Below are 15,086 nucleotides of genomic sequence, written 5' to 3'. Positions count from 1 at the left end.
TAAATTGAATTAATAAACCTGTCTTTTGTGCTAAAAATTGAAGCCATTTATTTTAGAATTAAGCACCATAACTAGCGAAGGAAAAACACGGAGACTCCTATGGGAAAGCGCAGTGTGAAGACCCCGCAGAAAAAGCGGTTTTCTTTTTCGAGGAGGCTGAGGACAAGCCCATGGAAAGCGTAGTGTTTTTCCGTAGCGAGTGTCAGGAAGGAAAATATTAATTTCAAGTTATATAGAACTGAAAAAGATATAGGAGTTGTTTCATATGACTACAAACGTAGAAATCGGTCAAGTAATAGAAGGAAAAGTAACTGGTATCCAGCCTTATGGTGCCTTTGTCGCCATTGACGGAGATACACAAGGGTTAGTTCATATTTCTGAAATCACCCACGGTTATGTGAAAGATATTAACGATTATTTAAGTGTTGGTGACACAGTTAATGTGAAGATCATCCAAATTGATGAAGAAAAAGGAAAAATTTCTTTATCTATTCGTGCGACAGAAGAAGCACCGGAGGAAACTGCAAAGCAAACGTATACTGCAAAAGATGATGATTCCAGCAATGACTCTGGCGGTTTTAATATTCTTAAAGACAAATTGCAAGACTGGATTGACCAAACAAAAAATAAATAAGCGAATAGGCATCCAAGTATCACATTCCGATTGTGTACTTGGATGCTTTTTTTAGATCTTTTTTCATCTGTTTTCACTTTCGTCAGATTGCATTTAAAAGCCTCTTTTACGAAAGCTCTTCAGGCCTTCCTTCTTGATTTCATCATATTAATGGCTTAAAGTAGAAACAGATATGGAAGCAATTTTAGAGGAGGAAATATAAATGACACATGTAACTTTTAACTATGATAAAGCACTTTCATTTTTTGATAAAGATGAAATGAAAAATTTGTCTCCATTTGTTTTACGTGCTCATCAGATGATTCATGAAAAAATTGGTGCAGGCAATGACTTTTTAGGCTGGGTCGACCTTCCGAAAAATTATGACCAGGAAGAATTTGCACGGATAAAAAAAAGTGCAGAAAAAATTAAAAATGATTCCGATATTCTCCTTGTTATTGGTATCGGCGGTTCTTACCTTGGAGCGAAAGCAGCTGTAGAAATGCTAAACCACTCCTTTCAAAACCTTCTTTCTGCTGAAGAAAGAAATGCGCCTCAAATTATTTTTGCCGGAAATCATTTAAGTTCTACTTATATGAGTGAATTAACTGACATACTAAAAGATAAAGATTTCTCAATTAATGTTATTTCCAAAAGCGGAACAACTACAGAACCTGCTATTGCTTTCCGATTCTTTAAAAACCTGCTGGACGAAAAATATGGTGAAGAAGAAGCGAAAAAACGTATCTACGCAACAACAGACCGACAGCGCGGAGCTTTAAAAACAACAGCGGACGAAGCTGGTTATGAAACATTTGTTATTCCGGACGATGTCGGCGGCCGTTATTCTGTCTTGACCGCGGTAGGACTGCTGCCAATCGCCGCAAGCAATATTGATATTGATGCCATCATGAAAGGTGCGCAGGCAGCGATGGAAGATTTGGCTGTACCTGATTTAAACAGAAACCCAGCTTACCAATATGCAACTGTACGTAACGTCCTGTATCAAAAAGGAAAAGTAACGGAATTGCTTATTAATTATGAACCATCCCTTCAATATTTCTCTGAATGGTGGAAACAGCTATTTGGCGAAAGTGAAGGAAAAGATCAAAAGGGTATTTACCCGTCATCCGCAAACTTCTCAACGGATTTACATTCGCTTGGACAATATATCCAGGAAGGAAGAAGAAATATTTTCGAAACCATCCTCCATGTAAATGAAGCGAAAAAGAATGTAACAGTAGAAGAAGAAGTAAATGATTTAGATGGTTTAAACTATCTGGCAGGCAAGACCATCCATGAAATTAATGATAAAGCATTCCAGGGAACCTTATTGGCACATACAGACGGAGACGTTCCAAACCTGATTGTTGAAGTTCCAAAACTGGACGCTTATACATTCGGTTATTTAGTATACTTTTTTGAAAAAGCATGTGCCGTCAGCGGCTACCTGCTCGGCGTTAATCCATTCGACCAGCCCGGCGTGGAAGCATATAAGAAAAACATGTTTGCATTATTAGGCAAACCCGGTTTTGAAGCTGAAAAAGAAGAACTCGAAAAAAGATTATAAGTGCGTGTTCAAAAAGCCCGATAAATAGGACCAAGAAGTTCAAGGCGACGAGATTTTTTCGAACGGGCTTCCACAGGATGTGGTGACTTCTGCGTTGCCCACACGACGTGGGCGTTCTTAGTAGAAGTTCCTCTATGTTTTATAATACGTGAGTATCGAAAAAATCTCGTCAACGCAGAAATTCGCCGTGTCATTTTTATTGGACTTTTTGAACATCCTCTATAAAGGAAATCTGTGAAAAACTTGATTTTATAGAGAATATCCTCTATAAAATCAAGTTTTTCATATTATATAAGCGGAATGATTAAATCTATCTTTTAAATTTATCTAACTCCATTTACGTACTTTAAAAAGTAACTTCCATTCTATACAGCTGTTGACACAGAGGAGAAGGTAAGGTGCAAGAATACCGCTGCGACGGACCGTTTTGCTTTCCGACGCACAACGGTTTTTGGTGGGACGAGTAAGCGCAGTCCCAGAGGAAAAATACGGAGACTGCTGTGGGAATGCGCAGTGTGTAGACCCCGCAGGAAAAAAGCGAGCTTCTTTTTTCCTACCCGCGGGGCACGACGGACACGACGTCCTAGTATCGACGTTGGTCACAGGACGTGACCGTTCTTAGTCGATGAAAGCGCGACTTTGCTTCTGTCAGCGCCTGACGGCTTGCCAATCAACAAGTCTTCTTTCTACCCGCGGGGCATAAGCGCGACTTTGCTTCTGTCAGCGCCTGACGGCTTGCCAATCAGCAAGTCTTCTTTAAAGGAGGCTGAGCTCGAGGCCCGCGGAAAGCGTAGTGTTTTTCCACAACGGAAGCTATACACCATATCTTGTTCATAAAATAGAAGGATGATGTAACTAAAAGCAAGGTTTATATACTTATTCTAAAGCGTGAAAGTTGAGTAATAAAAATAGAAATTCCAAAAACTTTTTTTTAATTTCCGGTTTATTCTTTTTTACAGCGGGTATTACTATAATTGTAAGGCTTTCTCGTATTCCCCCTGTAGGCAGAGCGTATTTACGCTTTGCCTTTTTTTGTCCAAATAAAGATATCTTCATGTAAGTTTTAAGCTCCCTTTCTATCTTTCTAAAAAATCTTTGTTATAATAGTAAAATGAAATGATGTGAGGAGGCAGAAAAAGAATGAGTATTTTTGAAGAAGTACCTGACCGTAAACAAACAAAATCAGTAAAATGGGATATGCTGCAAACGAAATTCCAATCCGAAGACGTCTTGCCAATGTGGGTAGCGGATATGGACTTTAAGGCTCCTGAAGCAGTGAACCAGGCATTAATTCAACGCGCCGAGCATGGCATTTATGGATATACCGTCATTGATGAAGATGTGACATCCTCTATTATAGATTGGATCAAAAACCGCCATGGATGGCAAATTCAATCTGATTGGCTGAATTATAGCCCAGGCGTTATTAATACGCTACATATGGCGTTACAGGCTTTCACAGATCCAGGGGATAAAATTATGATTCAAACACCTGTTTACACCCCTTTTTATAATATTATCAATGTGCACGACCGTGAAATTGTCAAAAACCCTTTAATTCACCAAGACAATTACTACACGATTGATTTTGAAGATATGGAAAAGAAATTAGCAAGTGGTGTTAAAGCACTTATTTTATGTTCACCGCATAATCCGGTAGGCCGGGTATGGACAGAAGAGGAACTGCGAAAAATGGCCGAACTGTGCTTACAATATGATGCCATGATTTTCTCTGATGAAATTCATGCTGACTTAGTTTTCAAAAACCATAAACACGTGCCAATCGCCAGTTTATCAGAAGAAATTGCTGATAAAACCATTACCTGCATGGCCCCATCTAAAACGTTTAATTTAGCTGGGTTACAGGCTTCCTACGTTATTACAACAAATAAGGAAAATAAACAAAAGTTGGAAAAAGCTTTTCTCCGTCAAGGATTAAATAACAATTTAAACGGAATGGCTGTTACAGCTATGGAAGCTGCTTACCGCCACGGCGAACCTTGGTTGAATGAATTGCTGGATGTTGTGGAAGGTCATATTGCCTATATCAAAGAAATGTTCGCCGCTTATGCACCGGAACTAAAAGTAACACAGTCAGAAGGAACGTACCTTGTCTGGATCGATTGCTCTGAATTGAATATGGATAAAAAAGAATTAAACCAATTTATGATTAATCAAGGACGTGTCGGATTAAATTCCGGACAAGATTACGGGGAAGAAGGAGACGCTTTTATGCGTATTAATGTTGCTTGTCCCCGAGCAACCATTGAAGAAGGCGTGAAACGAATGATTCATGCTGTGGAAGTATGGAGAGAATCAGAAAAATAAAAAGACCTCGATAAACAGCATCCCATCATGCGTAGTGGGATGCTGTTTTATATTAGATGAATGCAGGCAGCCATCTGTTTCATTGGTTTGGTTGACAAATACTCCATATATTTCTAACCGTTTTCTTCTGTTTCCTGCTTATCATTATTTTCGGTCGGATCTGTCGGAGCATCTTCCTCTTCTCCGCTCTGAGAACTTTTACTGATCACTCCGCAAACAATACGTTCTCCTGAATCACCAGCTGGCTGGCTCATGCCGTCGTCCACGCCATCATGAATGATTAAAGAGGTACCATTATCTGCAGTCAAACTATTTTTTCCTCTTTTTAACGTAGCTTCTTCAATCATGAGTTCCTCTTGAACAAATCCATCCCCGTTTGCTTCTATATTGGGAAGGTCGCCGATATGTGGCCCATCCGTCCGCATAAGTCCATGGTTTTTACCATCCGGATTAAAGTGATTCCCGCTAGAAGAAAAGTCAGGCTCTTCACATTTTCCGTATTCATGAACATGTATCGCATGGAAACCAGGACTCAGTCCTTCTACTTCAACATTAACAGCTACGCCGCCGTCTGTTTCATTCAACCTGGCTGTTCCTACCCGATCACCATCCGCATTATACATCTCTACTGTTTCTGAGTTTTCGTGCGGCAGCAGACATCCTGATAAAAGAATCAGTGCCAGCAATGATATGATTACAAACCCTTTACTCCATCTTCGCATCGATAAGCTCCTTTGCTTTTTTCTATAGTTTTGGCAAAGAAGCTATTTTTAATCATGAAAATACCTCCTCCAATCTTACTGATTAGAGGAGGTATTGGTTGCCTGGGTATTTTTCTGCTTTTGTTCTAAAATATCATGGTATTCCTGTTCAAAACGTTCCTGATCTTTCTTTGATTTTTTCATCATCCATCGCATAACAATGACAGCCAAAGCAAAAAAAAGAAGTAATGATATTACCGCAGGAATATATTCCATTTTATCTTCCGGAAAATAAAGGAATGGCATCATCAAACATTCACACCCTTCTGAAGACGATTTCAGCAAATCCTATATGTATGAAAAGCGCCCCAATAGGACGCTTTATACACAGTGTAAACTTATTCACCTAAATGTTCTTTAATAACATCTGCAACACCTTGCAGCGCTTCTTCTTCATCATTTCCGTCTGCGCTTATTTCGATTTCAGCGCCTTTTGGAATGCCTAAAGACATAACACCCATGATGGATTTCAAATTCACGTTTTTGCCTTTATAGCTCACTTCAATTTCAGAATCAAATTGACCGGCTTTATTTACCAGCAATGTAGCCGGACGGGCATGTACCCCAGTTTCAGCAGTAATTTTAAATGTTTGTGCTTTCATTATATACAACATCCTTTCTTTTTTTTGAAAATCTCTATCGTTTATGTACTTATTAGTTATTTCACATAAACCTACGTTCTATTATATACAAAAACCGCGAAATATGAAATAATAATACACTTTTTTTATGAAAATGTATTCATTTGTTTTTCCAAAACCTTTATGATACCTTTGTCTTAAGGCTAAAATCAATCATGGAGGTATGTGAAATGAGTGTACATATTGGTGCAAAGCAAGGTGAAATAGCGGATAAAATTCTATTGCCAGGAGATCCGTTGCGGGCGAAATATATCGCTGAAAATTATTTGGAGGATCCAAAACTCTATAATGAAGTCAGAGGGATGTATGGTTACACAGGAACTTACAAAGGAGAACGCGTCTCTGTCCAAGGCACCGGCATGGGAGTACCTTCTATTTCCATCTATGTCAATGAACTGATTCAGAGTTATGATGTTAAAAAACTTATCCGCGTCGGCACATGCGGAGCAATCCAAAAAGATGTCAACGTTCGTGATGTCATTCTGGCGCAAGCAGCAACGACAGATTCCCAAATGAATAAGATGGTCTTTAATGGAATCGATTACTCCCCGATTTCTGATTTTGAATTATTAAAAAGCGCCTATGAGGAAGGAACCGAAAAAGGACTGCAGCTGCGCGTCGGAAATGTATTTACAAGTGATACATTTTATCGCGATAATGCCAAGGAAGTAAATGAATTACTTGCTAAATATCAAGTCCTTGCCATCGAAATGGAGTCCACTGCGCTGTATACATTAGCTGCAAAATACGGACGGCAGGCGTTATCCATTCTCACGGTATCTGACCATATCATTACTGGAGAAGAAACAACAGCGGAAGAGCGTCAGACATCCTTCCATGAAATGATGGAAATTGCTCTGGATACGATTATTCAATAATTGCCGGAATGATATTTCATCACCGGCAGCTGCTCGTGCAAGCTTTCTTTTCATATGTTACAGACTATGGTAAAATAACAGAAAATTGATGCGTTGCTCAGGAAGGAAGAACCCTCATCCATGACTTTATTAACGAATTTCCCATTATGGGCTGCTCTCGCTGCCATTGTATTTGCACAAGTTATAAAAATACCTATTAAACTGATTTTTACCAAAGAATTTCAGCCCGGACTTGCCTTCAGTACAGGAGGTATGCCAAGCAGCCATTCTGCAGCGGTTACTTCCTTAGCTACCGCTGTCGGTATCGCAGAAGGAGTATCATCCAGTGTGTTTGCACTTGCTTGTATATTCAGTGTTATTACCATGTTTGATGCTTCCGGAGTTCGCAGACAGGCCGGTGAACAAGCCATTGTGATTAATCAGCTCGTCCGTGATTTCCAATTAATCACAAACAGTGCCAAAGACTGGAGCAAAAAGAAAGAAAATGAAAAAAAGCAGGAACTCAAAGAATTACTGGGCCATCAGCCGATAGAAGTATTTTTCGGTGCAATCACAGGAATTATCATTGCCTTCTCTCTGGCGCCGCTTTTTTCTTACTAATTATAAAGAAGAACAACGCTTCCCTATAAGCATTGTTCTTCTTTTTTATATAATAACATTTTAAAACATCTGGTAACCGCTTTTTCGTAAAAACCGGATTACATAACCGGATACAATTGTTCCGATAAAACCGGCTAATAAAATCACAATATCAGCAACAGTTAAGCCGACAATCCGGTCTCCAAGTGCTGAAAAAGATTCTTCCGGGCTTGTAAAATAGCTGAAAAAAGACACATTATCTATGATAAAAATCATAATAATCGGATATAAGCATGCCATCAGCCATGTTTTTCTTAATAACATATTTAATATAAAAGCAACACCAAAAAAGATAACAAAATATAATATAACAGAAACAACTAATTGAACCATTTTTTCCCTCCGTCCTTACCAAGGATGCATACAAAGCACATTTTATCTTAAAATAGCAAAAAAGCAAAGCAGCATTTGCTAACCTTTGCTTTTTTGTCAATTTATTATTGAAAATATGAGAATACAACAACGTATCATTTGCATTCACTTTCCTTGTAAATGATAAGAAAGAAACAGCCTGGATTATTCCTCTATAACAAATGGAAGTGCCCTTTTTTCAGCAGCAATTGCCATCCGCCTAGTTGATATAGATAATGGTTGTCATGTATTCGTTTGACTACCACCGCTTTCCAGCCAAATACCCTTCTATTCTGTACAGTTGCCACACCATCATCTCTTCCTAAGGTTGCAAACATCCCCTGTTTCACTGGCCGGCAAGACGTCAGTTCTTTATTTCTCAGTCTGGAAGCAATATTTTTTGCAGTAACAGCCGCCTCTTCAATTGCTTTTTTCGCTGTCGGAGAAATTTCTTCTCCATTTTCATTCGTAACATAAGCAGATTCCCCAACGACAAATATCGAATCATCTATTGTAGAAAGCATATTAGAGTGTACTTCGATTTTTTTATTTTTCAAAGCAAGTCCCGCTTTTTCAAATACCGGGTTCGCTTGTACGCCTCCCGTCCAAATAAAGGTATGCGTAGGGATTTTGCGCTCAGTTTCCTCTGTTTCATAAATGACTTTATTGTCCTGATAAGCTTTCAATTGATCGGAGTGTATAATCTCCACTCCCCTGGATTGTAAAGAAGTGGCTGCATAATGTTCCAATTCTTTATCAAATCCCGGCAAAAGAGAATTCTTTTCTGCAAGCATATATAAACGTACCTGCGTTTTTTCAATATCAAATTCCCTGCATATATCTGGTATTTGGTGAACCAATTCTCCGGCAAATTCAACTCCGAGAATCCCTCCGCCGCCAATCACAATATTTAATTTACTGTCATCCTTCTTATCAGCATTCGCATAGCTGGCAAAATTGTACTCGATATGTTCACGGACAAAACGGGCGCTGTTAATATCCGTAATCGAATAAGCATGCTCTTCCAGCCCCGGAATTCCCTCAGCTCTCGGCTCAAAACCAAGACCGATAACGAGCAAATCATAATGCAGTTCTCTATTTTTTAATCTTACCTTTTTAGCATCTCTTTTAATTGACATAACGTCATCTATGATAAAATTTATTTTTGAACGATTAATGATATCTTTGATTTTTATTTTGGAGCGGTCCTGATGCAGCGTACCAGCAGCATTTTCATGCAGACAGCTTGCCTGAAAATGATAGTCATATTTATGAACTAATGTAATCTCTGCTTCATTCTGCCTCAGCTGCTTCTGAAGTTTTACTGCTGTCATTATACCTCCATAACCCGCTCCTAGTATTACAATATGCGGTTTATTCATGGTTTTCCACGACTCCTATTCATTATTATCATTCGTATGAAACATGCGTAATAGAACGTATTTTGTCATATAAATAACTTCATTTTGTAATCAAACTGTAATAATACTAACCTATCTTAAATGCTGCCATCAAAAATAGCAAGTTTAAAAATCTCTATTTTATCTGCAGGGATAGAAAGAATATAGACATCTCTCTTTTTCACAGTTCTTTTAAAGCGATATAATTCAAACCAAAACGAGTTTATGATACCATAGAAATGGTAAACGTATAGATAGAAAAGAGGTATCGTATGGAGAAAGTTTTTGATGTAACCATCATTGGAGCTGGACCTGCTGGTTTGTTCACTGCCTTTTACGGCGGTATGCGTCAAGCCAGTGTTAAGATAATAGAAAGCCTTCCTCATACTGGAGGGCAGTTAACGGCATTATACCCGGAGAAATATATATATGACGTTGCAGGATTTCCTAAAGTTCGTGCGCAGGAGCTTATCGATCAATTAGAGGAACAGGCAAATTTATTCGACCCTGAAATTGTGCTTGGTCAGGCGATTGAAACAGTAGAACGCTTAGAAGATGATAGTTTTCGTTTGGTGTCCAATACCGGGGAAGAACATTTTACAAAAACAATGATCATCACTGCCGGTAACGGCGCATTTCAGCCGAGAAGATTGAATGTAGGCGATAGTGAAGCATTCGAGGGAACAAACTTACATTACTATGTGACAGATATGAGCAAATATAAGAATAAGCATGTTGCCATTTTAGGCGGCGGAGATTCAGCGGTAGATTGGGCATTGATGCTGGAGCAAGTGGCTTCGAAAGTAACATTGATTCACCGGCGTGATCAATTCCGGGCACATGAACATAGTGTTGAGCAATTAGAAGCATCTACGGTGGAAAGACTAACCCCTTATGCTCCTACAGCAATTGTCGCAGGCACCCATATTGAAAAACTTATTCTGCAGAAAATAAAAGAAGACGAACTGGTTGAATTAGAAGTAGATGACGTCATTTGCAGTTATGGATTTGTATCCAGTCTCGGACCGATTAAAGATTGGGGATTGGAAATCGAAAAAAATAGTATTGTGGTTAACTCAAAAATGGAAACCAATATTCCGGGAATATATGCCGCTGGAGATGTTTGTACGTATGATGGCAAGGTGAAGCTGATTGCGACAGGATTTGGTGAAGGACCGACAGCGGTTAATAATGCAAAAAATTACTTGGATCCAAAAGCAAGAATACAGCCGAAGCACTCTACTGCGATGTTTTAAGAAGGTTTGCACAAAAGATTGGCAAAGATATACTGCCAATCTTTTTTCGTGAACTTTTTTAAACGGTTCATTACGGGTCCATTCATGAGGCAGGCTGTTAGTTGAATTATATCTAAATACAACCTTCCAAACAAGCAGGAACTGCAGAAGCCAAATCTCTTCAACTGGAAGCTCGCAGGTAAAAAAGAGAACTTCCAGTTTTGTATCTATCCGCACAGAAAAAGTCACCCAGATTTACGCTTCATTTATTTTCATGTTTCAACTTCTTAATCTCTTCCACCTCTAAGCCTGTTTTTTTAGCTATAAGTTCCGGAGAAAGAACGTCTAATAGGTCTTTAGCAATTTTAATTCTTTCTTTTTGTTGAGCATTCTGTTGCGCTTTTTCTACCGCTCTTTCTACCGCTTCTTTTTTCTCTTCCTCAAAGGCTCTGCCTACTTTTGTCATTCTTAACCACTCCTTTACTTGTTTAGCATATTCTTCATCAATAAACTTATCCGTAGATGTCAGAATTCCTGCTATAGCTTGTACCTGCTGGTTATCATCTTCTATTTCTTTAGCTGTCTCAATAGAATCATGTATGACATCATCTCGATTTCTTTCGCTCTTCATCAAAGGAAGGATGCTCAACTTGAATAAATCATCCTGTGTTAATTGCTGCTCATTTCTTATTTTATTCTTTATATTTTCCAAAGTTTCATCACCGTTAAATTGGTATAATAAAACGGGATTGGAATTGATTTTTAAATCCCCTATACTTAATTCATTTTTTGTGCTGGTAACTTCACTCGTATATACGACAACAATTCGTATCCTTCTTACCTGCTTTTCTTTCTGAAAATATCTTTGAGAGATTCTGTGCACATACCTTATATACTTTAGATGATTTTCAACATAATTATTATCACTTTCGTACTCTAACATTAAAACAGAATCGTCTTCCAATTGAAAGACTGTATCAGACCGTTTTTCATTCGCGGTAACCTCTGGAAATTCGTTTGGCAATAATCTTTTGATTCTTGGTAAATTTTTCACTCCTAAAACATCCAGTGTCGAATTTTGATACAAATCACTTAAATATTTAAACAAAATATCCTTGTTCTGATATGCTATACCTTCTGACACTTATCATCATCCTTTACCATTATTATAACATACTCAAATATAAATCAGATCATGTTCTTATTCATTCTCTGTGTACAGAAGTTCTAAAGAAAAAAGCCTTCCCAAAAATTTATATTTTCAACATAAACTGCTTGGAAAGGCTTATCATTTTCAACCTTGATTTTTTATTTCTACATTTGTCACGATTATTTTATTTTCATTCTTACACATCAAATGGATGGCACCTATTAACAATCGCCCGGCGCGCCAGCATTCTGTTCCGTACGGAAGGAAGAACCGCACCCGCAAGATACGATGGCATTCGGATTATCGATGCTAAATCCGCCGCCCATCATATTTTCTTTATAATCAATCTTTGTTCCTTCAATAATCGGAATATCCTGATTGAAAAAGACCATTGGTATCTCATTGATGGTTTCAATAACATCCAATTCTTCATTCACTTCATCCGCAAAACCTAACGAATACGACAGACCGCTGCATCCTCCTCCTTTTATACCAAAACGGAGCAATGCATCTCCCGGCTCATCCTTTATCATTTCTTTAATCTGTGCACTCGCACGATCAGTCAGTTCAATAATCATCTTCTGAACCTCCTTTTCTTTGTAGATCCATAAAAGTTCAAAATGAAAATAAAAGCATGCTTTGAAAAAAAGCTCTAATCTTTTATCCATCTTCTTTAAACATATATTCTAATTTCAGTATACACTTGTACTTGTCAGAATCAAGTAATTGATTTTATGCGTTAAAAATTCCTGAAGCAATCGTCTCTGCGCCGCCGGTCATCCAGATGTGCCCGTCTTCTTTCCACTCAATCATTAAATCGCCGCCGGCTAAATGAACAACAATTTGTTTTCCTTTGGTTACTTTATCATTCAGCGTTGCTGCAACAACAGCTGCACACGCACCCGTTCCGCATGCTTCGGTAACGCCTGATCCGCGCTCCCAGACACGAAAATGGATTTCCTCATCTGATACAATTTCAATAAACTCTGTATTAACGCCCTCAGGAAAGCGTTCATCCTTTTCGATAATCGGGCCGAGTGTGGTCAGCGGAGCTTCGTCAATTGCATCCACCACTGTGATCACATGCGGATTTCCCATGGAAACAGCTGTCACTTGTAAGGTCGTGTCTGCCACTGGGAAAGGTTCGTCAATAACAGTTGTACCTGCTTCACCAAGCATCGGAATCTGTTCTCTTTGTAAAATAGGTTCTCCCATATCAATGGTTACTTTTTCTACTTCTTGTCCGCTATTCTTATGAACAATAGCTTGCACAATATTTGCTTTTGTCTGGATTGTAAATTCTGATTTTTTTACAATGCCTGTTTCATAGGCGTATTTTGCCGTACAGCGCAGTCCGTTCCCGCAGTTCATTCCTTCCGAACCGTCCTTATTAAAAATACGCATGCCGACATCTGCTGTTTCTGCAGGATGTATCAGAATCATCCCGTCTGAACCGATGCCTGTATTCTGGTTCGACATTTTAACAGCCAGTTCAGACAGCCTATCCTCAGGCAATTCGGTATGGAAAAGGTCAATATAAATATAATTATTTCCCAGGCCATGCATTTTGGTAAAAGGTATTTTCATCTGCTATTCTCCTTCTGCTCCGCTTTCTTTTACGGGTAATCCCTGCTGTTCCAGTGCATGATAAATTGGTTTTAAACGCGGGATACCTTCAGCTGCCATTGTATCATTTATCCAAACGATCGGATAAAAAAGGTCCTCCTCTATTATTTTATCCACATAGGTCTGTTCTGCAAGGTCTGGTTGTGGTTGGTTGATATCAATATAACGATATTGAACATCGTCTGTAACATACTTTCTTCCAATTGCTGCCTGGAGCCATTCATACGTGTCTTTGGAGCTTGGCGCACCGACACAGCTTGCACAGATTTGTTCACTTCCATAGACAGTTATCGTTACAGCAGGCATTTTACACACTCCCCTCCCTAAACGCTATCATCCTCTATACGAATCATTTTACAAAATAAACGGAAAAAGATAAAATAAAATTAACTTACTAATTGAAAATCATTTTCAACTAGATTTTTACGCTAAACTGCGTTATAATAAATTTGCGGGAAAGGAGTAGGTTAATATGCAAGAGCAAGTACAAGAAGTATTAAGCAAGCTTCGTCCATTTTTATTGCGTGATGGTGGAGACGTCGAATTAATTGACGTTGATGATGATGGTGTTGTTTTATTGCGCCTTATGGGAGCATGCGGCAATTGCCCGAGCTCAACCATTACCTTAAAAGCAGGAATTGAACGTGCATTGATGGCGGAAGTTCCTGGCGTATCAGAAATCGAACAGGTTTTTTAATTCTTATTCATATAAAACGGAGTGTGTTCTGCTGTTTCACAGAAACCCTCCGTTTTTATTTACCGCGAAAAACACCGATAGACTCACAGTTTAAATAATGATTTTTATATTTCTATTCTTCAAATCAACTGCACCCCTTCTATGGGAGAAAATCCAATCTCCCACAGAACTTGCCTTTATGAAATCGGTGTTATTGCTTCTTTTCCGCTGACAACCGCCTCGATATTATCCATACACAGATGAATCATTTTCGTTCTTGTTTCTACACTGGCTGATCCAATATGCGGAAGACATACAGCATTCTTTAAACCGACCAATGGATGATCTGCCCCAATCGGCTCTTCCTCAAAGACATCCAGTCCTGCAGACCGGATTTCTCCTGTTTGAAGTGCATGCACTAACGCTTCTTCATCCACTACTTTTCCACGCGAAATATTGACAAAGACAGCGCTTGATTTCATTTTTTCAAAAGCAGTCTGATTAAACATTTTATCCGTTTCCGCTGTATGCGGGACAACCGTTACAATAAAATCAGAAGTCTGAAGCAGTTCATCGAAATCGACATATGTTGCATGCAATCGTTCTTCTGCGTCTTTTTTGCGGGAGCGGTTATGGTATTGAATATTCATATCAAATCCAGCCGCACGCTTGGCTATCCCCTCTCCAATTCTGCCCATACCGACAATTCCCAGTGTTTTTCCTTGAATGTCTGTTCCAGCAAAGTAAAACGGCGCCCATGATTGCCATTGATCCTGCTTCACCCAATCATTTGCTTCTGTTAATCTTCTGGCAGCAGCCATCATCAATAAAAAACCTAAATCTGCCGTTGTTTCTGATAAAACATCCGGTGTATTCGTTGCAACAACATCATGTGCTTTACATGCTGCAAGATCGATATTATCGTATCCGACAGCCATATTGGCGACCACCTTTAAATGCGGCGCTTGAGACAGCAGATCCTCATCAATCGTATCACTTAATACAGCAAATAACGCATCCGCATCAGCTACCTCTTGATAAAGCGTTTCTTTCGGTACGGCTTCCTCTTCCTTTTCCCACATCCGAATCTCTAACTGATCTTGGTATGCTTTGAGATATGTTGCATCAATTTTGCGTGTAATATAAACCTTTGGCTTGGACATATGCTGCTATTCTCCTTTCCATAACGAAACAAAGATTTCTATTTTTTTGTTTATT

At 38.9% G+C, this 15,086-nt stretch carries 18 protein-coding genes; 7 read left to right on the top strand and 11 right to left on the bottom strand.

Annotated features, from left to right (window positions below; genetic code table 11):
- Window positions 1-265: 265 nt before the first annotated feature.
- Together yugI and ACFQ19_RS10665 are read left to right on the top strand one after the other, a co-directional pair.
- Window positions 266-634 carry a S1 domain-containing post-transcriptional regulator GSP13 gene (yugI, locus tag ACFQ19_RS10670; RefSeq protein WP_379592063.1) on the top strand — a complete coding sequence of 123 codons (369 nt, stop codon included), beginning with the start codon at window positions 266-268 and terminating at the stop codon, window positions 632-634.
- 202 nt (window positions 635-836) lie between these two features.
- A complete protein-coding gene (locus tag ACFQ19_RS10665; protein ID WP_379592062.1) occupies window positions 837-2,183 on the top strand; it encodes a glucose-6-phosphate isomerase in 1,347 nt (448 codons plus the stop codon).
- Window positions 2,184-3,059: 876 nt separating this feature from the next.
- On the opposite strand, the gene ACFQ19_RS10660 is transcribed toward ACFQ19_RS10665, so the two are convergent.
- Complete coding sequence (locus ACFQ19_RS10660) at window positions 3,060-3,239, bottom strand: hypothetical protein (protein WP_379592061.1); 180 nt, start codon at window positions 3,237-3,239, stop codon at window positions 3,060-3,062.
- 84 nt (window positions 3,240-3,323) lie between these two features.
- On the opposite strand from ACFQ19_RS10660, the gene ACFQ19_RS10655 reads away from it, so the two are divergent.
- Window positions 3,324-4,511 (top strand): MalY/PatB family protein, encoded by a 1,188-nt coding sequence (locus tag ACFQ19_RS10655; protein WP_379592060.1) that lies wholly within the window; start codon window positions 3,324-3,326, stop codon window positions 4,509-4,511.
- A 113-nt stretch (window positions 4,512-4,624) separates the two neighbouring features.
- Here the strand turns inward: ACFQ19_RS10655 and ACFQ19_RS10650 are convergent, their stop codons facing one another.
- The 3 genes from ACFQ19_RS10650 to ACFQ19_RS10640 all read right to left on the bottom strand — a co-directional run bounded on the left by ACFQ19_RS10650 (window position 4,625) and on the right by ACFQ19_RS10640 (window position 5,874).
- Window positions 4,625-5,233, bottom strand: coding sequence for a superoxide dismutase family protein (locus ACFQ19_RS10650; protein WP_379592059.1), 609 nt, complete (start codon window positions 5,231-5,233; stop codon window positions 4,625-4,627).
- A 75-nt stretch (window positions 5,234-5,308) separates the two neighbouring features.
- Window positions 5,309-5,521: a hypothetical protein gene (locus ACFQ19_RS10645; RefSeq protein WP_379592083.1), complete on the bottom strand. Its 213-nt coding sequence runs from the start codon at window positions 5,519-5,521 to the stop codon at window positions 5,309-5,311.
- Window positions 5,522-5,610: 89 nt separating this feature from the next.
- Complete coding sequence (locus ACFQ19_RS10640; protein ID WP_379592058.1) at window positions 5,611-5,874, bottom strand: phosphocarrier protein HPr; 264 nt, start codon at window positions 5,872-5,874, stop codon at window positions 5,611-5,613.
- A gap of 209 nt (window positions 5,875-6,083) precedes the next feature.
- Between ACFQ19_RS10640 and deoD the strand changes: the two genes are divergently transcribed.
- Window positions 6,084-6,791, top strand: coding sequence for a purine-nucleoside phosphorylase (gene deoD, locus ACFQ19_RS10635; protein WP_379592057.1), 708 nt, complete (start codon window positions 6,084-6,086; stop codon window positions 6,789-6,791).
- Window positions 6,792-6,911: 120 nt separating this feature from the next.
- Window positions 6,912-7,391: a divergent PAP2 family protein gene (locus ACFQ19_RS10630; protein ID WP_379592056.1), complete on the top strand. Its 480-nt coding sequence runs from the start codon at window positions 6,912-6,914 to the stop codon at window positions 7,389-7,391.
- 60 nt (window positions 7,392-7,451) lie between these two features.
- Here the strand turns inward: ACFQ19_RS10630 and ACFQ19_RS10625 are convergent, their stop codons facing one another.
- Window positions 7,452-7,763: a YuiB family protein gene (locus ACFQ19_RS10625; RefSeq protein ID WP_379592055.1), complete on the bottom strand. Its 312-nt coding sequence runs from the start codon at window positions 7,761-7,763 to the stop codon at window positions 7,452-7,454.
- A 191-nt stretch (window positions 7,764-7,954) separates the two neighbouring features.
- On the bottom strand, window positions 7,955-9,163 hold the full coding sequence (locus ACFQ19_RS10620) for an NAD(P)/FAD-dependent oxidoreductase (RefSeq protein ID WP_379592054.1): 1,209 nt from the start codon (window positions 9,161-9,163) through the stop codon (window positions 7,955-7,957).
- A gap of 290 nt (window positions 9,164-9,453) precedes the next feature.
- Between ACFQ19_RS10620 and ACFQ19_RS10615 the strand changes: the two genes are divergently transcribed.
- On the top strand, window positions 9,454-10,437 hold the full coding sequence (locus ACFQ19_RS10615) for an NAD(P)/FAD-dependent oxidoreductase (protein ID WP_379592053.1): 984 nt from the start codon (window positions 9,454-9,456) through the stop codon (window positions 10,435-10,437).
- Between the two features lie 241 nt (window positions 10,438-10,678).
- Here the strand turns inward: ACFQ19_RS10615 and ACFQ19_RS10610 are convergent, their stop codons facing one another.
- From ACFQ19_RS10610 to ACFQ19_RS10595, 4 genes are all read right to left on the bottom strand, one after another.
- Complete coding sequence (locus ACFQ19_RS10610; RefSeq protein WP_379592052.1) at window positions 10,679-11,560, bottom strand: transcriptional regulator; 882 nt, start codon at window positions 11,558-11,560, stop codon at window positions 10,679-10,681.
- Window positions 11,561-11,787: 227 nt separating this feature from the next.
- The gene (locus ACFQ19_RS10605; RefSeq protein ID WP_379592051.1) at window positions 11,788-12,144 is read right to left on the bottom strand and encodes a HesB/IscA family protein; all 357 of its coding nucleotides are present in this window, start codon (window positions 12,142-12,144) and stop codon (window positions 11,788-11,790) included.
- Window positions 12,145-12,298: 154 nt separating this feature from the next.
- Window positions 12,299-13,153, bottom strand: coding sequence for a diaminopimelate epimerase (dapF, locus tag ACFQ19_RS10600; protein ID WP_379592050.1), 855 nt, complete (start codon window positions 13,151-13,153; stop codon window positions 12,299-12,301).
- Between the two features lie 3 nt (window positions 13,154-13,156).
- A complete protein-coding gene (locus ACFQ19_RS10595; protein ID WP_379592049.1) occupies window positions 13,157-13,498 on the bottom strand; it encodes a YuzD family protein in 342 nt (113 codons plus the stop codon).
- A gap of 166 nt (window positions 13,499-13,664) precedes the next feature.
- Between ACFQ19_RS10595 and ACFQ19_RS10590 the strand changes: the two genes are divergently transcribed.
- A complete protein-coding gene (locus tag ACFQ19_RS10590; RefSeq protein WP_080875110.1) occupies window positions 13,665-13,889 on the top strand; it encodes a NifU family protein in 225 nt (74 codons plus the stop codon).
- Between the two features lie 176 nt (window positions 13,890-14,065).
- Here the strand turns inward: ACFQ19_RS10590 and ACFQ19_RS10585 are convergent, their stop codons facing one another.
- Entirely contained in the window at window positions 14,066-15,031 is a 966-nt protein-coding gene (locus ACFQ19_RS10585) for a 2-hydroxyacid dehydrogenase (RefSeq protein ID WP_379592048.1), read from the bottom strand.
- Between the last annotated feature and the right edge of the window lie 55 nt (window positions 15,032-15,086).

It is taken from the genome of Oceanobacillus locisalsi (assembly GCF_042675985.1).
In the GTDB taxonomy this organism is placed as follows: Bacteria; Bacillota; Bacilli; order Bacillales; family Amphibacillaceae; genus Oceanobacillus; species Oceanobacillus locisalsi.
Note: the sequence above shows the minus strand (reverse complement) of the source record. Positions and strands in the feature narration are given on the sequence as shown.